Below are 23,777 nucleotides of genomic sequence, written 5' to 3'. Positions count from 1 at the left end.
GAACGCGGAACACGGCAGACAAAGTCGAACTGTTCAGATTGGAACGACGACGGATCGGCCAGAAAGTAGAGCGTCCTTACCCTGCAACTTCGTTTTCGCTCAACCACGACGCACGAGGGATAGGCCCCATCAATCTTGGTCAGGTTTATGCTGATCATAAAGCATGATGAAGGGTTACATGATAGATCGCTGGACGCCGCGGAATCGCCCCGCAGGCACTCCGCTCATGCGACAGAACTGGGAGAATTTTCTGGCGTTAAACTGGCCGATCGATCCGACGCTGATCCGGCCATTGATACCAGATGCGTTCGAGATCGATATCTACGACAGCCAAGCATGGATCAGTCTCACGCCGTTTCAGGTGACGGACATGCACATCCTCTCTGCGCCGGAGATTCCTGGGTTGACGAATTTCGAAGAGTTGAATTTCCGGACGTATGTCCTGCATCAAGGTGTGCCAGGCGTGTGGTTTTTCTCAGTTGATTCGTCGCGCCTGCTGCCGGTCCTCGGTGCGCATGTGTTCTTCGATCTGCCATATCACAATGCGACAATCGGTATGAGCAAGGACAACGGTGGGATCACGTTCTCCAGCCGTCGCGGCCGGGATGACACGGAATTCTCTGTGGCGTGGAAACCCGGGCGATTGCTCGCAGCATCGGATGTCGATTCGCTCCCGTATTTTCTCACCGAGCGTTACCATGTTTACGCTGGATCGAAAGAAAACATCACGCGCACGCAGATCCATCATTCGCCATGGGCATTGAGCGAGGCGAATATATCATTCTTCCGCTCGAACATCTTCTCCACCTACGATCTGCCACATCCCACGACTGCGCCGATCGCCTACGCTTCGCATCAAATGGGCGTGGAGTTCTGGCCACCGATGCCGCTGGTGGATGAGTAACGCTGAATCATTTTAATGGGTCGCTTGCACCCGTGCCTGACCTTCTGATAGTTTGCGTCCACATTTGCAGTTCACACCGCCAGTGTGGCGAAATGGCAGACGCACGGGACTTAAAATCCCGGGACCTTAAAAAGTCGTGCGGGTTCGAGTCCCGCCACTGGCACCAATGTTATTTTCTCCCCATACCCTAAAAGCACTAGCACCCAGATCACGCATCGAAGCATGCGTGAAGTGGGTGCATGGCCGGACCTCTGCCCCAGGAAAGATTCCGGATCAGAAACCATGGGCCAATCCCGAAGTGCGGCGCATGTAGTATTTCTCGTTTTGACCTTTCCAGAGCGGGGTTCCGGTCTTGCAATCGCCGAAATCACGCATGTCATTCCATGAAACTCCTGAAGTTCCGGTAGCAAATCCGCCCGCTGTTCCGATGCCCGCCGGCATATTGGTGACTTCAGGGATACGGACAAAGTCAGCATGACCATCGGCCAGGATGACGTTGGAGCCATCCAAGTGGCGCAGCAAAGCGCGAGTCTGACGGATGCTTGAGGTGGAGAGCGGATCGGTGCGCAGCACATTCATGCCCGCATAGTGCCAGTCATAGGCATTGGAAGTGCGGTCACCTTCCATGAGGATCACGTATTCCTCAGGTTTGTCGAGCTGAGAGGTATACATTGGGCGGCCGAAATTCTTTTTATTACGGAAGATGTAGCGGTTGATCATGAAGTCGACCGCGTAAGGGGTGTTCACATATTTGGTCGTCTGCTGTTGTGAGGGACAGGCGAGCGCGTTGGTATTGGAGATGTAGGGCATCAGTGTGAAATAGTATTGGCCGCGGTTGGTGCAATCGGCGTTGGAAGCCGGTACCGGTGAATAGGGATACATCTCCTTCCAGTCCGTAGCATACATAATCGAGGCAAGGCCGACCTGCCGGGAGTTCGAAAGGCATTTTGTCTGCTGAGCCTTCTGCCTGCCACGAGCCAAAGCTGGCAGAAGCATGCCAGCCAGGATGCCGATAATGGCGATCACGACCAACAGTTCGATCAGCGTGAAGCCATATGTCCGGGTGCGTCCGGCCCGCGAGGGCTGCGGGTCTGAGGTCATTGCATGGTCAAGTTTCATAATTGGGCGGGTTGGGGTTGATTGTTTCTTTGGAGATGCGGCGCTGCATTCATTGCGTTAGCGGGCGGCGACGAGTTCGAGAAGTCCGGTCTTCTGGTTCACGATCAATTTGGAGCCTTTCGGCGGGACGGGCATGAACATCAAGAATTTTTCCTGGACGAGTTGTTCGACGTCTTTCGGTATTTTCACTTTGCGGCCTTCTTCATCCGTGCCGTAGAGCGCCACGGCTTCGTTCAATGCGGCCAATGCTTCCGCATTCAGAGGTGCATACTTTGTAGTTCCCGTTTGTTCGGCGGGCGCTTCCGGTTCCACTGAAAGATGAGCACCGGGTGGAGGAGCAACCACGGAAACCGCATCCAAAGCGGTAATATCCGGTGCGATGCTGGGAGCCGGTGCAGGAGTTGCATCCGGTTCCGGCTCTGAACAGCCCAAGCAGCCGAGCATCAGACTCAGTGCCATCATGCCATGCAAGACAGGGCGAAACGACGCAGCCTCTGTTTTTCCAGTGTTGTAATGATTTGAGGTCTTCATATGAGTTTGGAGCTTTAAAAATCATTGGCGAGGAATGGGGAGCGCGAAAGGGAGTGTAAGCATAGGTTCTTTGGGCAGTCCGCCGATGTCCGGGAGATTGAACAGATCCCAAGGATAAAGGCGCTCCTCCCGTGGCAACTCATGCACCGGCCAGCCTTCCGCCCAGGCCCGCACTGAACGGCCTGGGCGAAAGCCTTCCAACATGACGCGCGCCTGACAGGTAAGTTTCACGATCTCTTCGCCCAGTGAATTCTTCGAGAGTTCCACTTTCTCCACATTGGCGGCCACCCGGTCCACGCCCTGGCCGTAGGTTCTCAGGCGCTCATCTGCTGCTGCGATGCAGATGAGTGAGCCTTCCTTGAACTGGGTGCGCAAGGAACTGTCAGCGCCAGCGTATAGTGTGATCTCAAGAGTGTTACGCGTGGTGGCACCAACCTGGGCAGGCAGACCGCGCAGGGTGAGGTAGCGTACGTAATTCGTCCGCGTCTGTTCGATCGCACGATCAATACTGGCGGTGCCCAGCCAGATCTCGGAGCATAGATTGGCGCCTTTGCTCTTCGGCTGGAAATTGATCTTCACTTCCTGCCCGGCTTGCAGGTCGTTCAACGTTCCTTTCTCTGTCCCCTTCCAGATAACGGTGTCGTTGTTGGCGGCGAATTCTGTTTGCCCTGAAGAAACGGTCAGCAAGGTTGTTTCACCACGTTTCACCTGTTCCAGGCGGCTGGACTGGTTCAAGCGGATTTGCTGAGCGAGGTCGTCCACGAGATGATAGACGCGGGTGATCTTCTTTTCTTCATCCCGCTGGATGAAAGCCAGCATGCGGGCTCCCACGGGCACGTAACGGATGTCTGTGTAGCCGCCGCGATACTGAACAGTGCCCTCAGGCAGCATGGCGAAGCGGTTGGTTTCACCGGTCGCCTCGACACGCAATCGACCGAGGCGGTTGACGCCGTCCACTTCCAGCATCTCCACCACTTGCAAAACCAGGTGGCGATCGGGTGCCAGACCTTTCGCCCATGCCTGAAGTTCTGCGCTCACCGCCTGCCCGCCAGCGGCAGGAAGAGGAGAACCTGACAGTGCAGGTGCGAGCATGCTCAGCAATAAATACGTGACGGCAACACGCATACTTCGGGTGGTTTCAGAAATTACTGTATAAAAATTTGTCCATCCGTCATCCCCCGAACTTTAGGGGGACGTTTGGTGCTTACGGAATCTTTGCTTCCACATCGTCCGCCTTATGCCAAACCACCCGCACGAATGTGCCTGGCTGGGCTGAAACGATCGTGCCAGTAACGTCGAAAATCATGCGGATACCACTGCTGCCATAACCCTCGACCGGCACGCTCTTGAGTTCGCGCACGTTGCTTACGGCGATGACCCGGCTGGGGCGCAAACGATCATCGGTTTTCACGAGTGATACCTCCTTGCCCGGCTTGAACTTATCGGTGACGAAGGTCTTGAAATCCTTCTTGGCATTAGAGAACAGCATGACGCTCAACTGGCCATCCTTGTTCTCTTCCACCCAGGCAGGAAGTCCTTCTTTCAGCATGGTCTCAGTCCGTTTCGACCATTGATCCAGGGTGACTCGAGCGTGCGTGTTCGTACCCACCCATATGTCGGTGCAGCGCGGTACACTGGCGGCGGTCTTGCCAGTCACGTTCATGAGCAACAGATCGCCCAGCACCAGGTCTTCCGGTTCGATGCGATCATCTTCCTTCCATATCTGGGTCTGCTCATCGATCAGCAGTTCGCTTTTACCGAGATCCAGCTGATTTTTTGAGAGCTTCTGCTTGGTGATGGAAATTTTCTTCGCCTTCAGGTCCACCGCATCCAGACGCTGGGTCCATCCGTGGCTGGCTAGGACGGTATACTCATCGATCATCTGGGAGACACGGTTCAGATTCCCCTGCCCGTCCTCATAAAGGAAAAACAGCATCTGTGTCCCTAGAGGAATATCACGGAGATCACATTCAGCATTCAGATATCGTGCCGTGCCGAAAGGCAGCATCGTGAAGTCCACGACTTCACCAGTCGTAGTCTTGCGAAACTGGCCAGAGCGGTTGGCAGCATCCATCTTGATAAGTTCGCCGGAGATGCGGCGATCCGAATGATCCGGTGGAAACTTGCCCGGAGTGATCTGATACCAGGCCAAATGGTCATTCGCCCAAGTCAGGCGATAGGGATAACGGGCGTCCAGCTTGGCGGCCGGTTTCGCAGCGGGTTCTGCTGCCATCAAGCCGATGGCCCCCAATTGAATCAATAAATACGTCAATGTTTTCAAGCGAGCACCTCAGAAATAGGGTTAATACTGTCAGCAAAACGGTCCGTGCGCACCCCCATGCGTTGCTGCATGGTGAGCAGCAAGTTGGACATGCGGGCCTTATCATCCATCGGCCTACGGCAAACGTGCAGATACGTGCTGTGATCGGTGAGATCGTATTTTTCGATCTTGGGCAGATTGTAATCGATGTGCTGCCCATGCTTGAGTCCGAGCGCCTGACCACCGGCAAAAATGGTCGGTATGTTGGCAGTCTGATGACTGTGCCCATAGCTCATACCACTGCCGTAGAGCACCATGGTGCGTTGGAGCAACGGCTCGTCCCCGTCTTTCACCGTCTGCAGCCGGTCCAAGAACCACGCGAACTGTTGCGATAGGAAGATGTCGCTCTTCGTCAACACTTCCATCACCGCTGGATCATTGTTGTGATGGGACAGTTCGTGGCGTGTGTGTTTAATGCCGATCTCGGGAATCGCCAACCCTTTGTTCTCGCTACCGGTCGCATACGTGACCACCCGCGTCGTGTCCGTGCGCAAGGCGAGCACGATAAGCTCAAACATCGTGCGGTAATAGTCACCGGCCTCGGCTTGCGTCACATTCCGTTGGAAGAACGCGATCTCTTTCTTGTCCAGAACCGGCTTGGGCACATTCAGCCAGGATTCGATGCGCTCTGTACGCTGCTCCACTTCACGCACAGCCTGCAGATATTCATCCAGCTTGGTCTGATCATCCTTGCCCAGCGTCATCCGCATAGACTTGGCATCTGATAGCACGGCATCCATCACGCTGCGTTGCTGCGCCAGACGCCGCCGTTGATCTTCCTTGCTAGTTCCGCCTTCCGCGCTGAAGAGCCGGTTGAAGACCACGCGCGGATTCTCTTCTGCCGGGAGGTGCACACCATCCCGGGAGAATGCGAGCGTGGTTGTTCCAAACGGTTTGCCGATGCCGGAAGAAACGGAAAGCTCCAGTGAAGGGATGCGCGTTTCCTTGCCCGTCAATTCGGCCATGACCTGATCGCAGGAGACGCTATTGCGATACACAGGTCCCAGGACTTGATTGATCCGGGCCGTCGTCAGCCAGGTATCAATGCAACTGTGCGCCTGCCCTGCGCCGTTCGGATGATGCAAGCCGCTGAAGATCGTGATGTTTTGCCGATGCTTCTCCAGCGGTTTCATGCCTTGGGAAAATTCGAAATCGCGGCCCGCCTTAGTGACTTGCCACGTCAATACATTTACCCCGTTCGGGATGTAAATGAACACGCTGCGTGCGGGTTTTGCCGTGGTGGCTGCTTTGGCATTCATCGGCACCATCGCGTCCAATAGCGGCAAAGCCACGGCGGCACCCATGCCGCGCAGGAAAGTGCGCCGGTCCAACAACCAATTTTGTCTGAGGATGTTACTCATGATACGTATAGGGGTTACTGCTGCGGTTCACCGTTTGCGGAAGAGGTCACTGAGGATCAGGCTCTCCACCATGTCCTGTAATTTGTAGCCATCCGCTTTTTCTTTGGCGGCGATCTGGGCCAGTTCAGCACGATCCGAAAAGGTCATGCTGCGACGCGTGGCATAGGTGGCGAGCTTTTGCGTAAAGACGATGGCAAACTGGTCCAAATCTTGGGCCATCAATTGTTTCAACTGCTCCGGTCCGCTGAACTTGCGACCATCCGGCAATTCACCACTGGCATCGATCGTCGGACTGACACCTTTACCATCGTTGATCCTCTCCACTGTGCGCCAGGCACCGACGGCGTCGAAGTTCTCGAATGTGAGGCCATACGGATCAATTTTTTGATGGCAACCGGCACAGGCGGCATCATTGCGATGCGCTTCCAATTTCTCACGTAACGAGCGTTTGGGTTGGTTTGCCGAAGCAGCTTCGATCTCGCCGACATTGGCAGGCGGTGGTGGTGGTGTTTTCCCAAGAATGGTTTCCATCACCCACTTGCCGCGATGCACCGGGCGTGTCCGCTGGCCATCGGAAGTCTGGCTTAGAATCGCCGCCTGCGTCAGCAATCCCCCACGTTGCGTTTCCGGCTTGAGAACCACCGGGCGAAACTCCTGCCCTTTCACGTCCTTAATGCCGTAATGGTCCGCCAAACGGTCATTCAGCATCGTCCAGTCAGACTTGAGGAAATCACGGATGCTCAGATTCTTTTGCAACACCTCCTGGAAGAAACCAGTCGTCTCATTCACCATGCATTTCTCCAGGTAATCCGTGTATTTCGGATAAAGTCCCTTATCTGGCGGGAACATGCCTACGTTCCGCAATTGCAGCCATTGGCGGGCAAATGAATCCGAGAAATGCTTCGCCTTGGGATCTTTCAGCATCCGTTGCGCTTCTGCCTTTAGCACATCGGGCTGGCTCAACTTCCCTGCCCTCGCGAGATCAAACAACTTATCATCCGGCATCGTGCTCCACAGGAAATAGGAGAGGCGTGAGGCCAGCTCCCAATCATTCAAACGGGTAGCTGTGTTCGCTGTAGAACCTTCCACCAGATAGAGGAAATCTTTCGAGCAAAGGACACTCATCAAGCCCAGCTTCACCGCATTCTCAAATGCTTCACCACGTTTCAACTCCTTCTCCACCACCTTGGCTATCAGTTCCACTTCGTTACCCTGCACCGGCCGCCGATAGGCTCGTTCCATGAACTTCTGCAGGATTCCCCGCGCATAGTTCATGTCTTTCGCGGTATTTTCATTGCCGTAAAAGATTCGCTGATACGCCACAGTTGGCCACGTCTCATACACTGGCCCTTCCCACTCCACATAATCCATCAACAACATGGGCACGACTGCTTGGTAATGGTCATCTGTCAGCTTGAGCTGCCACGGCGGACGTTTGTCGAAGCCCGTGAAGGCGAACGTCATGTGATCACCCGAAATGCGGGGCGACATCGCTGCGCCAGGGATCATGTTGTTGAATCCAACGCGATGCGCCCCCGCAGGCAAGTGGGCTTTGAACTCCAAGATGATCGGCTGGTCCTCCGCAGTATCCACGTCTGTCTCCAACAGCACGCGATCCAAATCCGCAAGATAGACTTGAAAACGTGGTGCCGGACCGCCCTTGGGCCGCAAGCCACTGAGCTTGATCCGTACATTGTAGATGCCCGCGCGCTTGATGAGGAGGTCCAAGGTGCCAGCGATGTTGCTGAGGGAGGTATTGCCCGGTTGGATATCTACGCGAACTTTATCCACATCTCCCCATTTAGTATGGGCTTTGCGCAACCGGTCACCCCACTTGGGGCGAAGATCAAATGGATCCCAACGCACCGTCTCGGAAACAGGCCTTTCACCAGAGACCATAGCCTCATCCAACACCACGGACGCCGCTTGCAGATACTTTTCCACATGCGTGGGCGAAATGCTGAGAACAGAACCGATACGCTCGAAGCCCTGCCAATCCGGCTCCTCTGGTAATCCTTGAGGTCCCTTGACCTCATAAGTCACGCCCAGCAAATCACGGATAGTATGGGCATACTCCTCTCGCGTCAGCCGACGGAAGACGACTTTTTCGGAACCTTTCGCATGTTGCGCAGCTTCTGCTTCATGAAGTTGAGCAGCGATCCATTCCACCACGCGATCGATGTCCTTGGCATCCGGCTTTGGCTCTTCCTTGGGCGGCATGTCCCCGGAATTGATCCGGTCCATGATCTCCGTCCAGCGGCTCACTTCGATCCCCGTGGAAAAACTTGTGGAAAGCGTATCCACCCGCAAGTCGCCCTTATGCTTCTTCTCCCCATGGCAACTGACGCAATGCTGGGCAAAAAAAGGTTTAACCACTTTTTCGAAATGATCAGCGGCGACGACAGCGTGAGATTGACTGCTGGTAAAGTTCAAGCCCGCAGCAATCACCGTGAGGCTTGCTGTCCGGCCAATGAATGACTCGATTGATGTGCGCATCAGCTGTGGTGGAATACATGATCAGCTTGCGGCAAATCGTCTGCAGCGTCATTCCCCGAGCTTTCGGGGTGAAGGCGCTTCCGGGCAAAACACCGCAATCCCGCAGTATCGTTGACAGGAAGAAGCCGCTAATCCCCGAACATTCGGGGGCGAGCATGCGAGCAAAAGTGTGGCCAAAGCACATGTGCTTGGTTACGCTTTCACGGTTGTCCCCCATGAAGTGCTTTGCAAAAGCCGTATACGTTGTCTTTGCGTACGCATGTCTTTTGCTTTTGCCCTCAGGAAATAAGGCTGGCGCCGAGACTCTGAGCGGAAGCAAGAATGGGATCGCAGCCGTACCGGCTCCACCCTGGATCGAGCGTTTCATGACAAGATTCAGCCAGGATCTTCAGACCATCCAGTCCGAGAGGGCAATGCTGTTGCAATGGTTGAACGCCCTTCCACCCGCTCCCAAGGCTCAACTCATGGAGCGGCTCGGGCATCACAGCGATTACTCGACGTCACCTGATTCTGTGGAATGGGTGGAACTGGATCTGGGCACAGAAGAACCAATCGATGCCGTAGTGTTGATCGCAGCGGCCGGAAACAGCGGCGGCAGTGTGCCGGTGGGTTACGGTTTTCCCGTGCGTTTCCAGGTGGAATTCGCAGGTGATCCGCAGAGCCGGCAAGAACACCGTCACCGTGTAGCGGAGTTTACCCGGGAAGATTTTCCGAATCCAAAAGCGCTGCCCGTTTACCTCGCAACGCAAAACCGAAGAGCACGGTTTGTCCGCATCACAGCCACTAAACTTTACCGTTCGGAAGGGCGCTATCTGTTCGCCCTGGGTGAGATCATGCTGTTGCAGAAAGGAAGGAACATCGCCAATCGTGTGAGTCTGACCAAGATCGTTTCCAACCGCTCTATGGGCACCATTCCATTGTGGGGACGGCAGAATTTAGTGGATGGATACACCGCTTTGGGAGCGCCTGTCGGCAAGCAGACCAGCCCTACGCTCGGCTATAAGAGCGCGGGCATCCGCTTTCCAGACAGACCCAGAACAACCCCGATGGCAGAGGCTTCCAATCCTGAGAAATGGGTGCAGGTGGATCTGGGTGATGCCTACGACGTCAGCGATGTCTCGTTGTTTCCGGCGAGAGCGCCGGAGTTCGCGCATCGGCCAGGATATGGTTTTCCATTGCGTTATCGGGTGGAACTGTCGTTGGACCCGGATTTCGAAGGCCACACCACCATCGGGCCTTTTTTTAGAGGCCCATTGGAGCCCAGCCGGGATGAGCCGAACCCTGGGGATTGTCCACTCTCATTTTATGCAGGTGGCAAGACGGCGCGTTATGTAAGGGTGACGGCCACAGAATTGCACAACAGCAATGGCGCGTACCTCTTCGCGCTCGCGGAACTCGAGGTCTGGTCCCATGGGCAGAACGTGGCGTATAAGAAGCCTGTTTCCGCATTAGATTCTACGGAGGCAAAGGGATGGTCGATGGCTTCGTTAGTGGACGGATACAACAGTGAAAGCAACATCCTAGAATGGCAGGGCTGGCTGGCAGGGCTCTCACGACGCCGCGAAGCCCTCTACAATCTGGCGATGCTGGACATGCGCAAGGGGCAGTTGCTGAGTCATTACCAAAGCAGGGCGAGCAAAGCAGGCGTGGGTTTCCTAATCTCGGTTTTTTTCGCGCTGTCGATCGTACTGATCCGCCAGCGCCAGCAGAAGCGGCAGGAGCTGGAAACTTTGCGCCTGCGCATTTCGCAAGACCTGCATGATGAGATCGGCAGCAGCTTGTGCAGCATCGCGCTCATCAGCCGTGAGGTGATGAACAACAAGGACAACGCGGGATTGGTGGCCGATGATGCGAATGAGATCCAAAAAATCGTGCGCAGCACAGCAGATTCCATGCACGACATCATCCAGCTCGTGCACTCTAACGCCTACGAGCGCGGAGACTTGCGCCAGCACCTGCAAGAGATCGCTGATCGTTTGCTGCGTTCCATTCCTCATACCTTGAATTACAAGGCCAATGCCATCCCCACTGGCACTCCGGTGGACAAGAAGCATGATCTCGTGCTGATGTTCAAAGAGACGTTGCACAACGTGGCCAAACATTCCCAGGCAAGCCAGGTGCAGATCGAATTCGCGCGGAACAACGGATCGATCGTCCTGTCCGTCAAAGATGACGGGTTGGGTTTCGAGCCTGCCACCGCACAAAATTCTGGCATGGGCCTGACCAATCTCCATCGGCGCGCCCGCAAGCATGGCGGGCAAGTGGACATCCATTCCACCCGCGGCAAAGGCACGCAAATCTCCATCAGCATCCCTGCGTATGACAAATGAAGCTGTCCTCAATCCCGTGACCGCCAGCACCATCACTGTGTGGCTGGTGGAAGATCATCGCACCTACGGCGCACGGTTGATGCAGGCGCTAAACCGCCTGCCGAACATCCATTGCACCCAGCGCTTCACCACCAGCGAGGATGCTGTGACGCACTTGAGAACGGATGATCCGCCCAAGGTCCTGCTCATGGATGTGGGATTGCCCGGTATGAGCGGCATCGATGCCATCCCTGCCCTGCGCAGTCACGCGCCGGAATCTTCCATCGTCATCCTCACGGTGTTCGAGGAGGAGGAGAAGATCTTCCGGGCCATCTGCGCGGGGGCGGCGGGTTACTTGCTGAAGACGTCTTCGCCGGAAGAGATCGCCCATGCGCTGCACACTGTGGCGAGTGGTGGATCGCCGATCAATCCCATCATCGCGCGGCGTGTGCTCTCCATGTTCTCGCGCGAACATTCGCCGCATCACGACTACGGCCTGAGCCCGCGTGAGAAGGAGATCCTGGATCTGCTCGTCAAAGGCAAGACCATCAAGGAAGCCGCTGGCATGCTGGGCATCGGCTACTACACGGCGGATGAATACATCCGCGGCGTGTATGAGAAACTGCACGTGACCAGCCGTGCCGGTGCCGTGGCGAAGGCGGTGAAGGAACGGATCGTGGCGCATTAAAAATCCCGCGCCAGTTTTGCCAGCGCGGGACTTCTTGAATCGATTCGCTTTCGCTTAATTAATTCGAGATATACTCGCGCGGATCCGTGATCTTGCCGGCGATGGCGCTCGCGGCGACCGTCGCGGGGCTGGCCAGGAACACCTGCGATTCCTTATCGCCCATGCGACCGGGGAAGTTGCGGTTCGTGGCGCTGATGCACTTCAGGCCCGCCTGATTGATGCGGCCGAACGTATCCACCGGACCGCCCAGGCACGCGGCGCAACCGGCGTTCTCCGTCATGCGCACACCCGCGTCCACCAGGATTTCCCAAATCGTCTTGCCGCCCCAACGCGTCGTTTGCAGCTCGTGCACGATCTGCGGCGTGGCGGGCACACCAAACGTATCGATGCTCACCTTGTGACCGCGCAACACGCGGGCGAACTCCACGAAATCGCTCGTCTTGCCGCCCGTGCAGGAGCCCACATACGCGCGATCCAGCTTCATGTTCATCTCCTTCGCCTTCTTGCGTTGGCCCGGATCAGGATGGCACGCCACCGTCGGCTCCAGCTTGCTGAGATCAACCGTGAGTTCGTAAACGAACTTCTGGTCCTTATCCGCGAACACCGGCTCGTAAGACTGCTTCGTGCCGTTCAAGTTCGTGCGGGCATCCACGTATTCCGCCGTGCGGGCGTCGAATGGGAAGATCGCGTTCTTGCCACCGGCCTCGATCGCCATGTTCGCGATCGTCATACGGTCATCCATCGAGAGGCTGTCCACGCCCGGTCCATCGAACTGCATCGCGCGATACGTCGCGCCGTCGAAGCCGATCTCACCGATCACGTGCAGGATGATATCCTTCGCCATCACGCCCGGCTGCATCTTGCCTTCCAGACGGAAATGCATCGACTCCGGCACCTTGATCAGCAGACGGCCCGTGCCCATCACGAACCCGGCGTCCGTGTTGCCGATGCCCGTTGCGAACTCATTGAAAGCACCCGCCATGCACGTGTGCGAATCCGTGCCGAACAGCACTTCGCCCGGACGCGTGTGACCTTTGGCTGGCAACGCCGCGTGGCAAACGCCCGCGTACTGGCTGCCGTATTGCCGCTTCAAGTTCCCCTTCGCGGCGTCATACTTCCACTCGCCGTTCGGGTCATCGATCACGTCATAGAAGTAAGGCAGGCCCTGCGCCTTCGAGAACTCGCGGAGGATGTCCACGTTGCGGTTCGACTTCGAGTCCGACGTGAAAATGTAGTGATCCGGGATGATGACCACGCGTTCGCGGTCCCAGACCTTGGCATCCTTGCCGAATTCGCGTTTGAACACGCCGATCGTCCCCGGGCCGCACACATCGTGCGTCATGAGGACATCGGCCTTCACCCAGATATTGTCCCCCGCCTGCACGGAGGCTTTCCCGGCGGCGCGGGCGAGCAGCTTTTCAGTCAACGTCATAATCAAACTCTATCAATAAAGAGACAGGTAGAGTAATGGACCGGAGCCCGTCCCGCAAGGGCCTTTCGGAGCCTTACAAGTGGCCCGCCTGTGCAACCGGCAGACACGAATTTCACCAATTAACACGAATTGAACCATCCCCCTCTCCGCCTCGACCGGGGAGAGGGCCGGGGTGAGGTGTCGATTTCTCTCCCCCTTTCTTAATTCTCCATTCTTAATTCCAAATTCCCTTGAAGCAGCTTCCATCCGATCCGTTCAATGCTCCCTCACACGATTGCATCCTGTCCTGCGGCACTCTAGCAATCAGTCCACATCTCCCGGCTCGCGACCCTCATCAGCCACTCCACAAAGAAATGCAAAAAACCTGATCATGGTAGGGCATTGTTGCCGCAATGCCCTGACCTTTTCCGTCAAGGCACTCACGAAAACTCAACCCACCATCCACCGAAGCCAACGCATCCACCACCCTCTCCGCCTCGATCGGGGAGAGGGCCGGGGTGAGGTGTCGATTTCCCTTTCGGATATCGTCCTTCAGCAGTCGAACTTCGACCGACCGGCCTTAGCATTCCCTTTCAGGGAACTATGTCAAAGAACACCAATGAAACCACCCGACCCCTGTGAGCAATCGCACCCAACCCTCCTACTTAAAGAAGTCGATTCGACGCCGAACTCCAAAGTTCACACTTCACACTACTTGGAAGCCGAACTTCGGCCTTCGACTGACGTTAGTCAGCACCCGGCTGGTTCCGCAGTGAGTACCATGTCCGAATTTCGCTTTTCCCCAATAGGGAAGTCGAACTTCGACTTGGGATTCCCCGATTGGCCATAAAATCCTACGCCAACCGACGTCCCTTTCCCCCTCCAGCTTACGAGCCCCGATCCAACGCCCGACACACCCACATATCCTAATTAACTACCGAGACCGGCCTTCCATTCCCCTCACTTCCCGATTAGGGAGGAGAGAGCCAGGGAGAGGAGGCACTGAAAACCTCTTTCCCCCATTGGGAAGCCGAACTTCGGCTGATGGTCCCATAAGGATTGCCAAAACGATTCCAATGAACCATTGGCTTGGGATTTCCGCCCTTCTCTTCTTTCGCCTTCCAGACTCGAAACTCGAACCTAGAAACCCGAAACGATTTGGGCTTCGCCCTTCCTTTACCAGCAACGAGTTGCCAGCACTTCTGAGAATGCCACAAATCCCGCAACCGTCCATAAAATTTTCTAAAGATTTTACCCAGCCAACCTAATCCATTTACACTCAAGCGATTACGGCCAAAGAAAATCCGACGGAAAAGCTAGTAGGCAAGCAAAACACGGGGGAACGAATAGGCGCAAAAGTCAGCATCAGATTTGTGGTCAAGGTTTGGCAACATTGAATTGTCGACCTCATGACTATCCTGTAAAACTATCCCCAAGGCTGGGCAGCATCAAAGAGAATACAAATACTTGTGGCACAACGTTCGAAGAACAGGTTCAAGACGACTGCATTTGCAAAACGTATTGCATCAAAGGGTAACGTCCCTGAGGCAACAGCATACGCAGGGATGCCGACGACACGCTATCAAGGAAGCAAACGCAAAATTCTCCCTTGGCTAGATGAAACATTTCAGAGACTCGAATTCGAGACGGTCCTAGATGTATTTGGTGGTACTGGTTCAGTAAGCTATCTCCTTAAAAGCATGGGGAAACGGGTAACGTACAATGATTACCTGCTTTGGAACCACGCAATCGGAACCGCGCTTATTGAAAACGACGGCATCAAACTAGATGAAAGGGAGATACAGTATTTAATCCAACCGGTTCACCCAGATACCCAAGGATTTGTCACACAGCATTTTAAAAATATTTATTTCACACACCGAGAGAATCAATGGATTGACACAATTACTACTAGAATCGAAACATTATTTCCCGACCCAAAAAAAGATCGCTACAAAAGAGCACTTGCCCGTTACTGTCTTTATCAAACCTGCCTAGTTAAGAGACCATTCAATCTTTTTCACCGGGCAAACCTCAGTTTGCGTCAAGCGGACGTTGAACGAAGTTTCGGCAACAAAACAACTTGGGATACATCCTTTGCCAAGCACTACGTCAATTTCGCAGAAGAAATTAATGAATCCATTATCAAAGGTAAACATCCGTGTAAGGCAATTCATCACGAAGCCACAGCAATTCCAGCAAGGAAGTATGATTTGATATATCTTGACCCTCCTTATTTAAGGACTGGCAAGGCACTCGAAACAGCTGACTACCATCGTTGCTACCATTTTCTTGAAGGCTTGGCACAATATGCCAATTGGGACAAAATGATAGACAGAGCAAGCAGCTTAAAGTTAATACAGCCGAAGTCCCAAAACCCATGGATTTCTACCGAGGCTAGCACAGAAGCACTGGAAACTTTGCTGGACAAATTCCAGAACAGCACCGTAGTGATATCTTACCGCAAATTTGGCTGTCCCTCTATCGACACTCTACGACGCATTCTTCAACGCCGTGGAAAAAAAGTGACCGTGCAAAGCAAACATTATAAATACGCCCTAAACCAACAAAATGGCTCTGCCGCACAAAACAGAGAATGCTTGGTTATCGGAAGATAGAATATATGAGCAATAAATTTGAAGATCAGTTCACAATTCGCTCGATACATATAATCACCTTCCTGCTTTTGATTGGCAGCATTATAAGTTTTATTCTTCTCAAAACCAACCCATCACCGATGGTCACAAACGTGGCTGCCGGCTTCTTTACGAGCTTTGTAATGATGTTTATTCAAACACTCATCGAATGGCGGACTTACTCTAAACTGGAGGCCCTAACAAAGCTCAAAATCAAACACGTCCTACATTCACGTGACAACAAAGCACACTATGAGCGACTTCTAACAAAAACAGCTAAAGAAGTACTCGTCTTGGGAACTACTGCATCCCGCTTCATTGAAGATTTCGCACACGCCACTAGGTCTGATTCTCAATCACTACTACCAGTACTCGCAAAGAATGTTCCCATCAAAATTCTTCTTCCGAAAAGTCATTTCTTGGAAGCGGACGACCGGTCTCGAGCTGAAATAGCAAGGAGAAGAATGTCCGAACTGAAATCCCAATATCCGAACTTTCAAGTGCGCTATTTCGAGCATCCAGCCACACACAGCCTTGTGAAGCTCGATGATGAATGTCTAGTAGGGCCGATTTTTCCAAAGGTGAAAAGCAAAGATAGCCCCACAATTCACACGTCAGCTGACAGTCCTTTCGTTCAAGAGTATCTAAACTACTTCCACCAAGAGTGGCAAAATGCATCTGAAGCCCCATGAAACAGTAACCATAACCGTCCATCCTAGACTGCACTTGACTCTGATAGGGATGAACGAGAATGGCCATAGAGTTAACGGCGGAGTCGGGTTTTCGGTCGCCAGCCCCACTGCGAACATCACAGTCCGCCGAGCTTCGCATTTATCCGTTATTGACCGGCGCCCATCTCCTTTGGAACCAATCGAAATCGAAAAGCTGATGGGAACAGTGAGGGGCATGGGGCTGGGTTCCTTCGAAGTCACAATCGAAGGCCATCTTCCGTCTCATTGTGGATTTGGGTCAGCCACGGCATTGCGATTGGCGACAATCGAAGGCGTTTCCGAGATCGCCGACACTAAAATCGACCGGCTAGAAGCTGTTCGCTTATCCGGGCGAGGAGGAACTTCAGGCATTGGCATCACCACATATTTTGATGGCGGCATTGTGTGTGACATCGGTGTCAGACACTCAGCCAACGTTCTTGCCCCCTCATCAGCGATTGAAGGAACTCGTCCTACACCCTATATACTCCATGCGAAGCCAATGCCAAGCTGGCCAATAGGAATATGTATACCAGGTAACATTGCCTCACTGAGCCTATTAGAAGAAACAGAGTTTTTTCAGAATTCCTGTCCAATCCCAACAAGCGAAGTTTACAGCACCCTATATGAAGTCATCTATGGTTTGATCGCAAGCGCTGCCGAGAACGATATTCATACTTTCTGCAATTCCATTAGGCAGATTCAGACATGCCGGTGGAAGGCTTTGGAACGAGATTTGTACGGTCCAACGCTTCTCTCTCTTGAGGAATCCATATACAAAGCAGGCGCGTTAGCAGTTGGCATGTCAAGCTTAGGCCCGGGTCTTTTTTTCTTGGCAGAAAACTTACCTTCTACAGTTGCAAATCTTAGAGAGCGTTTACCCTCACATACATGGATTGCAACGGCTTGCCACAACCTTGGCCGCAGTAAAGTTCACACATGAAGCCATTGCACTTCATCACCTCAAATCGCACGAAGCTCGAACATGCGCGCTACCTAGCTTTAAGGCATGGGATTCAGGTCAGGGGGAAAAGATACTATGGAATTGCGTATAGTGAGCCACGTTCTTCAAACAGAACAGACTTGCTCAAAAAGAGCTATGAAGATGCTTTAGCGAGATGGACCAGAACCTCAGGTGGTCGAGATGGTTTTTTTTTCATTGAAGACACTTCTGTAATCGTTCATGCGCTTAGCGAGAATGAGGAGGTTCCTGGGGTAGATGTGAAGTATTGGATGCAATCCACCTCCTTTCCAATGTTGGATTCGCTCCTGAAGCCTTCCGGCAACCGAGCTGTGACTGTGAGATCGGATGTCATCTTGCATATGCCTAAAGCATTTGCTGATGCCCACAATTTAGATCCCGTTCAGCAATTTACGGGTAAAACTACGGGTAGGATCGTTGAACGCGAAATCCCCATTGAAACTAATCTGCTTTACCCGTGGCTTGACGGAAAAACATTTAACAAATGGTTTATCCCCGATGGCCAAAGCTTACCTCTCAGTTGCCTCTCAATTGAAGAAGCTGACCGCTATGACATAAGAAAAGACTCCATTGGAGCAATGTACAATTTTCTACTCGAAAACAGGGCACTCGAGTTCGAAGTTTCCTCTAGACAGCCTAGAACAATTGGATTTCTGCCGGGCCTCTTTCCCCCAATTCTAGCAATCTGCGGCTTGCCTTGTGCCGGCAAAACTACTCTAGGCAAACATCTATCACTAAAACATGGATACTTTCACATTGAGGCGAGCGATTTCATGCGAAAAGCCTTTTACGAAAGGCATGGGCTTGATTCGACGCTTTCTATCGAAAGGTTTGCAGAAGAAGCTCTGAAAGCCACACCTGATATAGTAGCCAGCCAAATCATTGAAGAAGTGACTAAAAGTCACGTAGAGCGAATCATCATCACTGGGTTTCGCTCACCCGGCGAGCTTGTTTCATTTCGCAAACAATACTTTGGGCCCCTGCAGTTTGAATGCTGGTATATTTCATCGAATCAAGAGGTTCGCTTTGATCGGAGCATTAAACGGGCAAGAACTGATGCGGCAGAATCGTTTGCTGCCTTCAAAAAAAGAGATGCTGTTCAGAATAGAATGGGACTCGATAAAATTCGCAAAGATGCAAAATTAAAAACGATTGAAAACGTGAACACCATCAGAGACTTCATCAAAAAGTGTGAACGCGAATTTGATATCGGAACATTTCAACCAGTAACCTTGATAGAACAACCACCCGAGGAACGCCCAACCAGTCTTGAGGAAGCAATCCTCATCGGCATGCTTTTGGCCACTCGACAGGGGAAAAATGATTTATCAACTACTCAAATAGCGCACTTCTTGAACGAGTTATTTAAATCCCATTCGCAAACCAGCAAAAACAATGTTAGTCGCTATTTTAATTTTAAGTATAGTCCCTATTACAAACTCAGCAAGATTGATGGGGTGAATCGTTATGAGCTGTCAGCGACGGGCTACAGTAAAGCGATTGGGTTACTTAGAACAAAAGTTACACCACACCAGTAAGTAGCCTTTGAAATCCGGGCGATACGACAACTCTCTCTCAATCCCTCCCCCTGCTCGTGGCGGTAAGGTAAATGGTTTGGGGAATATGAATTAGTGGAAATTGGCGGAATTTGCGTCAAACTTTCCCCGAGATTTCCCTTCCCCTCCCCCCTCATTTCTGGCTTCATGCCCGCCCTCTGTTTCCGGGGGTGGCTTTTTTGCCCTGGGGATGTCAGAGTAGGCGCGGGTGTCGTTGTGACACCGCCTTGTTTACAAAAACGAACTGAATTAACTGAAAGCACTGTCTATTATGACGCCGAAACCTTCTTCTGCCGTGAATCCCCGTTCTGTGGCCTCCTCCATCCCCAAGCTGCCGGAGGATACGTTGCCGGTCGTCCTGTTGCGGCCCGGTGAGGCGGATCGCGTCTTGGCGGGGCATCCGTGGGTTTACGCCGCGTCCATCCTGCGCCTCACCAAGCCCGCTGAGCCGGGCGATGTGGTGCAGGTGAAGGATCATCGCCAGCGGTTCTTGGGCGTGGGCTTTTACAATCCCAAGTCCAAGATCAACGTGCGCCTGCTCTCCCATGAGCGCGAGGACATCAACCTCGCCTTCTTCGAGCGCCGCATCCGTGCCGCGCTGGCCATCCGCCAGAAGCACATGCCCAAGGCGACCTCCTTCCGCGTGGTGAATGCGGAGAGCGATTTCCTCAGCGGCCTGATCGTGGACAAGTATGAGGACGTGCTGGTGCTCCAGACTTCCTCGCTCGGCATGGACATGCGCAAGTCGGAGATCATCGCCGCGCTGCAACGCATCTTCTCCCCCCGCGCCATCGTGGAACGCAACGAGCTGGCCTCCCGCAAGTTCGAAGGTCTCGCGGACGCGAACGGCATCATCGCCGGCCATGTGGAAGGCGACATCGATGTGAAGCTCAACGGCCTGTCCTTCAAGACGAACCCCTTGGGCGGTCACAAGACGGGTCTCTACCTGGATCAACAGGCGAATTACCAGCGCGTGGCGGAGATGTCCAAGGGCGCGCACGTCCTGGATTGCTTCAGTTTCCTCGGCGGTTTCGCCATCCACGCCGCGAAGGAAGGCGCCGCGCACGTCCACGCGCTGGATCAAAGCGCCGACGCCATCAAGGCCGCCACGGCCAACGCCGCGACAAATGGTGTCGCGGATAAATGCGTCTTCGAAGAAGCGAACGTGTTCGATTGGCTCAAAGCGCAATCCACCGTGGGCCCGAACGAGAAGCTCTTGCCGAAGTTCGACGTGATCATCCTGGACCCGCCGTCCTTCACCCGCAGCCGTTCCACGGTGGAAGACGCCTTGCGCGGTTACAAAGAGATCCATCTGCGCGCGCTGAAACTCCTGAAGCCCGGTGGCACGCTCGCCACCTTCTGCTGCTCGCATCACGTGGACAGCACGCTCTTCATGGACGTGATCCTCGCCGCCGCGTTCGATGCCCACAAGATCCTGCGCCGCACGGACACCTTCAGCCAATCCCCCGACCACCCGATCATCCCGTCCATCGCCGAAACGGAATACTTGAAGGGGTATGCGTTCGAGCTAGTGCGGTAATGGTAGGGCGAGGCTCCCGACGAGCCGTTGCTAGTAGGCCTGTCCGTGCAACGGACGGTGTTATGCAGCACGAACTGATACAAACGGACTCGTGAGGACACTCGCCTCTACCAGCTTCGGCTGCAACGCTTGCGTACCGTCACGCACTCTGTTATCTCCTCCGCACAGCCGTAGCCAATTAGTCACATGTCGGAGGACGCATCATCACCGGGCACGCCGTCCGGGCCTTTAGCCCCGGGCCAATACCATGGTCAGGGCCGCTTTGAATTGGTCCGCAAACTTGGTGAAGGCGGCATGGGCCAAGTCTGGCTCGCGTGGGATCAACGCTTGAACGACAGCGTCGCCCTGAAATTCCTCCCGCCCGAGATCCGCAATGACGCCAGCTCCCTCGACGACATGCGGCGCGAGACCCTCAAGAGCCGCAAGCTCTCGCACCCGCACATCGTCCGCATCCACGACCTCTACGAGAGCCCCGGAGAACCGCCCTTCATCTCCATGGAATTCGTGGATGGCGATAACCTCGTCACCCTGCGCATCCACCATCCCGAGCGATGTTTCACCTGGGAACACCTGAAGCCTCTCGTCAAACAGCTCTGCGACGCCTTGGAATACGCTCACTCGGAAGGCGTCATCCATCGCGACCTGAAACCGGGCAACATGATGGTGGACCGCAAAGGACGGTTGAAGCTGGCAGATTTCGGCATCGCCGCTACCATCAGCGAATCCGCCAGCCGCATCTCTGTCAAACACCCAAACGCGGGCACGCTCGCCTACATGAGCCCGCAACACCTGCGCGGCGATCCCCCGAAAGCGACTGATGACATCTACGCCCTCGGCGCAACGCTCTACGAACTCCTCACCAGCACGCCACCGTATTGCCGCGGCGACATCATCCATCAGATCGAGTCCGTGCCCGCCAAGCCGCTGGAAGATCGCCTGTGGGAACTAAGCATCGAAAACCCCGTTCCACCCGATGTCTCCGCACTGATCCTTGCCTGCCTGTCCAAAGACCCCGCGCAACGTCCGCAAAGCGCACGCGCCGTCGCTGAATGGATCGGACTAGGCGGCACCACGGCTGGTCAACCGCGCACATTGCTGGAACACACCTCTGCTCGAGCGGGCGAAGTCATCGAAGCCGAAGCCCTGTCGGCAACCACCACTGCGGTGCCCAAACCAAAACGCACGGCGCTCTACACGGTCATCAGCATCGTCGCCCTGCTCACGATCCTCGCAGGCGTGTGGTTCGCGAAACAAAAATCACCTCCTGTCGAAGCGAACAAGCCCGTCGCGACTGAACCCGTGGACACGAACGATGTGTCCGAGCCCGCCCTTGAAGAACTCAAGACCGTGGCTGGTGCAAATATCGGTAGTGGCCGAATCGATCCCGCCTTCCGTCCCGGCACCGGCGCGAATGATTGGATCCAATCCGCCGCGCTGCAGCCTGATGGCAAAATCATCATCGCTGGCCGTTTCACCCAGTTCAACGGCAAGCCCCGCAAATACATTGCCCGCTTGCTCGCAGACGGTTCCGTGGATGAATCTTTCCATCCCGGCACCGGCCCGGACAAGGACATCTCTCAAGTCATCCTGCAACCCGATGGCAAGTTACTGATCGCCGGACCTTTCGATCGATTTAACAACCTCTCCCGCTCAGGCGTCGCCCGGCTCAATGCCGACGGTTCCCTCGACATGAGCTTTGATCCCGGCACCGGCGGAAACAAAGCCGGACGCCGCGTGCTCTTGCAAGCCGATGGAAAAATCATCCTCACCGGCTTCTTCAACAAGTTCAACGGAACATCGCGAAACTATCTCGTCCGTCTGAACACCGATGGCTCCGTCGATCCCGATTTCAACGCCACCGGCGGCCCGAACGACTCCGTGCTCTCACTCTGTCAGATGCCTGATGGTCGCATCTGGATCGGTGGTGAATTCACCAAAGTGAGCGGCAAGGAATCCAGGCACCTCGCCCTGCTGGGAACCAATGGCGCCCTCGCCGAAGTCTCCCAAGCTGAGGGACCGGTCATGGAGTTGCTCGCACTGCCCGATGGCATGGTGATGGCCGGTGGCGGCTTCAACCGCATCATCGGCGCAGACCGCAACAACCTGGCCCGTATCAAGCAGCCCAACGCACTCGACCGCGCGCACAAGCTGGGCAGTGGATTCGATGGCGTCGTCCGCTGCATGACTCTTCTCCCGGATGGAGGATTGCTCATCGGCGGCGAATTCAACCGCGTTGACACGCAAGCACGCCGTGGCATCGCCCGCATGAATGCGAATGGCAGCATCAATGAAACCATGGATGCCAAACTGGGCGGCACAGGAACAGTCCGCGCGATAGCATTGCAACCGGATGGCGGCGTGATCGTCGCCGGAGACTTCGCCTCATCCGACGGCACCAACACCACGCGCATCACCCGCATCTTGGGTGCCAGTCACGCACCCGGGAAAATCACCCGCTCCGTGGGCGGGAGTTTCCCCGCCACTTCTGGATGGCGTGACACTGGCGTAGACATGCAGAAAGGCTCCATCTACGAGATCGTGGTCACCGGCGAAGTGCAATTGAGCGATGGCTCATTCCTAAATCCCGATGGTCAAATGCTACGTCCCTACAAATCCGACCTCACCAATCAAGGCAAGCGCGGTTTTGATGTGGCTTTCCCTCCGGGCTGTCTTATCGGCCAGATCGGCGATCAAAAACTGACATTCTTCGTAGGCCGACATCTTCGTCTGATCGCTCCGGCCAGCGGCAGGCTCAAACTCCGCACTAATGCCAATCCTGCCGTTCCTCTGCGTTCCAACGGCCAGTTCGCCGTATGGATACGCGAATTGGATGATTTGCCTTTCACTGATCCCGATGGACGTTTCGAGGTATCAGCCAAGATCGACACCGCCGATGACCTGCATTTGAAACCTGGCGCACTGCACTGGGTTCATACCGGCGGCGGCTCTCTGCCCGGCCGCCGCGCCGGCAGCAATGTCCCCACCCTGATCAATGAAATTTCCTGGTGGCCGGAATGGAAAGGAAACACCTCCGCTCCCCTGCCATTTTCGGATCTGATGCGCGACAAAAAAACCATGACAGTCGTGGTGAAAATGATCAGTCGCGGCCAGATCACCGTGACTCAATCTGATCAGGCACTGACTGTCGTCCGTTTCGATGACAGCGGGAATACTGCCCAAACAATGCGTGCCATCATCGGCCCAAGCAATTGAG

At 54.6% G+C, this 23,777-nt stretch carries 17 protein-coding genes and 1 tRNA gene; 10 read left to right on the top strand and 8 right to left on the bottom strand.

Annotated elements, in window-relative coordinates; all coding sequences use genetic code 11:
* Nucleotides 1–163: 163 nt before the first annotated feature.
* Together VGH19_23760 and VGH19_23755 are read left to right on the top strand one after the other, a co-directional pair.
* Complete coding sequence (locus tag VGH19_23760) at nucleotides 164–904, top strand: DUF2071 domain-containing protein (protein ID HEY1174402.1); 741 nt, start codon at nucleotides 164–166, stop codon at nucleotides 902–904.
* Between the two features lie 78 nt (nucleotides 905–982).
* Nucleotides 983–1,070, top strand: a tRNA-Leu gene (locus tag VGH19_23755).
* A gap of 107 nt (nucleotides 1,071–1,177) precedes the next feature.
* Here VGH19_23755 and VGH19_23750 read toward each other — a convergent pair.
* The 7 genes from VGH19_23750 to VGH19_23720 all read right to left on the bottom strand — a co-directional run bounded on the left by VGH19_23750 (nucleotide 1,178) and on the right by VGH19_23720 (nucleotide 9,098).
* On the bottom strand, nucleotides 1,178–2,023 hold the full coding sequence (locus VGH19_23750) for a type II secretion system protein (GenBank protein ID HEY1174401.1): 846 nt from the start codon (nucleotides 2,021–2,023) through the stop codon (nucleotides 1,178–1,180).
* A 57-nt stretch (nucleotides 2,024–2,080) separates the two neighbouring features.
* A complete protein-coding gene (locus tag VGH19_23745) occupies nucleotides 2,081–2,554 on the bottom strand; it encodes a hypothetical protein (protein HEY1174400.1) in 474 nt (157 codons plus the stop codon).
* A 21-nt stretch (nucleotides 2,555–2,575) separates the two neighbouring features.
* Complete coding sequence (locus VGH19_23740; GenBank protein HEY1174399.1) at nucleotides 2,576–3,679, bottom strand: hypothetical protein; 1,104 nt, start codon at nucleotides 3,677–3,679, stop codon at nucleotides 2,576–2,578.
* A gap of 79 nt (nucleotides 3,680–3,758) precedes the next feature.
* Entirely contained in the window at nucleotides 3,759–4,835 is a 1,077-nt protein-coding gene (locus VGH19_23735; protein HEY1174398.1) for a hypothetical protein, read from the bottom strand.
* A complete protein-coding gene (locus tag VGH19_23730) occupies nucleotides 4,832–6,235 on the bottom strand; it encodes a DUF1552 domain-containing protein (GenBank protein HEY1174397.1) in 1,404 nt (467 codons plus the stop codon). Before VGH19_23730 ends, VGH19_23735 begins: the two co-directional genes overlap by 4 nt.
* A 27-nt stretch (nucleotides 6,236–6,262) precedes the next feature.
* Nucleotides 6,263–8,611 carry a DUF1592 domain-containing protein gene (locus VGH19_23725; protein ID HEY1174396.1) on the bottom strand — a complete coding sequence of 783 codons (2,349 nt, stop codon included), beginning with the start codon at nucleotides 8,609–8,611 and terminating at the stop codon, nucleotides 6,263–6,265.
* A gap of 13 nt (nucleotides 8,612–8,624) precedes the next feature.
* Nucleotides 8,625–9,098, bottom strand: a complete 474-nt coding sequence (locus tag VGH19_23720) for a hypothetical protein (protein ID HEY1174395.1) — start codon at nucleotides 9,096–9,098, stop codon at nucleotides 8,625–8,627.
* Between VGH19_23720 and VGH19_23715 the strand changes: the two genes are divergently transcribed.
* Nucleotides 9,097–11,061 carry an ATP-binding protein gene (locus VGH19_23715; GenBank protein ID HEY1174394.1) on the top strand — a complete coding sequence of 655 codons (1,965 nt, stop codon included), beginning with the start codon at nucleotides 9,097–9,099 and terminating at the stop codon, nucleotides 11,059–11,061. The genes VGH19_23720 and VGH19_23715 overlap by 2 nt on opposite strands.
* Nucleotides 11,051–11,728: a response regulator transcription factor gene (locus tag VGH19_23710; protein ID HEY1174393.1), complete on the top strand. Its 678-nt coding sequence runs from the start codon at nucleotides 11,051–11,053 to the stop codon at nucleotides 11,726–11,728. The genes VGH19_23715 and VGH19_23710 overlap by 11 nt, the downstream gene beginning before the upstream one ends.
* A 58-nt stretch (nucleotides 11,729–11,786) precedes the next feature.
* Here the strand turns inward: VGH19_23710 and VGH19_23705 are convergent, their stop codons facing one another.
* Complete coding sequence (locus VGH19_23705) at nucleotides 11,787–13,160, bottom strand: aconitase family protein (protein HEY1174392.1); 1,374 nt, start codon at nucleotides 13,158–13,160, stop codon at nucleotides 11,787–11,789.
* Nucleotides 13,161–14,608: 1,448 nt separating this feature from the next.
* Between VGH19_23705 and VGH19_23700 the strand changes: the two genes are divergently transcribed.
* The 6 genes from VGH19_23700 (at nucleotide 14,609) to VGH19_23675 (ending at nucleotide 23,776) form a co-directional block, all read left to right on the top strand.
* Nucleotides 14,609–15,757 (top strand): DNA adenine methylase, encoded by a 1,149-nt coding sequence (locus tag VGH19_23700; GenBank protein ID HEY1174391.1) that lies wholly within the window; start codon nucleotides 14,609–14,611, stop codon nucleotides 15,755–15,757.
* Between the two features lie 5 nt (nucleotides 15,758–15,762).
* Entirely contained in the window at nucleotides 15,763–16,467 is a 705-nt protein-coding gene (locus VGH19_23695; GenBank protein HEY1174390.1) for a hypothetical protein, read from the top strand.
* Nucleotides 16,448–17,428, top strand: a complete 981-nt coding sequence (locus VGH19_23690; GenBank protein HEY1174389.1) for a beta-ribofuranosylaminobenzene 5'-phosphate synthase family protein — start codon at nucleotides 16,448–16,450, stop codon at nucleotides 17,426–17,428. Before VGH19_23695 ends, VGH19_23690 begins: the two co-directional genes overlap by 20 nt.
* Nucleotides 17,425–19,005: a non-canonical purine NTP pyrophosphatase gene (locus VGH19_23685; GenBank protein HEY1174388.1), complete on the top strand. Its 1,581-nt coding sequence runs from the start codon at nucleotides 17,425–17,427 to the stop codon at nucleotides 19,003–19,005. Before VGH19_23690 ends, VGH19_23685 begins: the two co-directional genes overlap by 4 nt.
* 289 nt (nucleotides 19,006–19,294) lie before the next feature.
* Nucleotides 19,295–20,563, top strand: coding sequence for a class I SAM-dependent rRNA methyltransferase (locus tag VGH19_23680; GenBank protein HEY1174387.1), 1,269 nt, complete (start codon nucleotides 19,295–19,297; stop codon nucleotides 20,561–20,563).
* A 186-nt stretch (nucleotides 20,564–20,749) separates the two neighbouring features.
* Nucleotides 20,750–23,776, top strand: coding sequence for a protein kinase (locus tag VGH19_23675; GenBank protein HEY1174386.1), 3,027 nt, complete (start codon nucleotides 20,750–20,752; stop codon nucleotides 23,774–23,776).
* The last annotated feature ends 1 nt before the right edge of the window (nucleotide 23,777 follow it).

This window comes from Verrucomicrobiia bacterium (assembly GCA_036405135.1).
Taxonomy (GTDB): Bacteria; Verrucomicrobiota; Verrucomicrobiia; order Limisphaerales; family JAEYXS01; genus JAEYXS01.
This window is presented reverse-complemented; position numbering and strand designations above follow the sequence as displayed.

What these genes read in the sequence shown, in the direction of transcription:
- VGH19_23710 (HEY1174393.1), top strand. Translation starts at nt 11,051, where the DNA reads ATGACAAATGAAGCTGTCCTCAATCCCGTGACCGCCAGCACCATCACT.
- VGH19_23695 (HEY1174390.1), top strand. Translation starts at nt 15,763, where the DNA reads ATGAGCAATAAATTTGAAGATCAGTTCACAATTCGCTCGATACATATA.
- VGH19_23715 (HEY1174394.1), top strand. Translation starts at nt 9,097, where the DNA reads ATGACAAGATTCAGCCAGGATCTTCAGACCATCCAGTCCGAGAGGGCA.
- VGH19_23690 (HEY1174389.1), top strand. Translation starts at nt 16,448, where the DNA reads ATGCATCTGAAGCCCCATGAAACAGTAACCATAACCGTCCATCCTAGA.
- VGH19_23740 (HEY1174399.1), bottom strand. Translation starts at nt 3,679, where the DNA reads ATGCGTGTTGCCGTCACGTATTTATTGCTGAGCATGCTCGCACCTGCA.
- VGH19_23685 (HEY1174388.1), top strand. Translation starts at nt 17,425, where the DNA reads ATGAAGCCATTGCACTTCATCACCTCAAATCGCACGAAGCTCGAACAT.
- VGH19_23720 (HEY1174395.1), bottom strand. Translation starts at nt 9,098, where the DNA reads ATGAAACGCTCGATCCAGGGTGGAGCCGGTACGGCTGCGATCCCATTC.
- VGH19_23760 (HEY1174402.1), top strand. Translation starts at nt 164, where the DNA reads ATGATGAAGGGTTACATGATAGATCGCTGGACGCCGCGGAATCGCCCC.
- VGH19_23730 (HEY1174397.1), bottom strand. Translation starts at nt 6,235, where the DNA reads ATGAGTAACATCCTCAGACAAAATTGGTTGTTGGACCGGCGCACTTTC.
- VGH19_23680 (HEY1174387.1), top strand. Translation starts at nt 19,295, where the DNA reads ATGACGCCGAAACCTTCTTCTGCCGTGAATCCCCGTTCTGTGGCCTCC.
- VGH19_23745 (HEY1174400.1), bottom strand. Translation starts at nt 2,554, where the DNA reads ATGAAGACCTCAAATCATTACAACACTGGAAAAACAGAGGCTGCGTCG.
- VGH19_23675 (HEY1174386.1), top strand. Translation starts at nt 20,750, where the DNA reads ATGTCGGAGGACGCATCATCACCGGGCACGCCGTCCGGGCCTTTAGCC.
- VGH19_23750 (HEY1174401.1), bottom strand. Translation starts at nt 2,023, where the DNA reads ATGAAACTTGACCATGCAATGACCTCAGACCCGCAGCCCTCGCGGGCC.
- VGH19_23705 (HEY1174392.1), bottom strand. Translation starts at nt 13,160, where the DNA reads ATGACGTTGACTGAAAAGCTGCTCGCCCGCGCCGCCGGGAAAGCCTCC.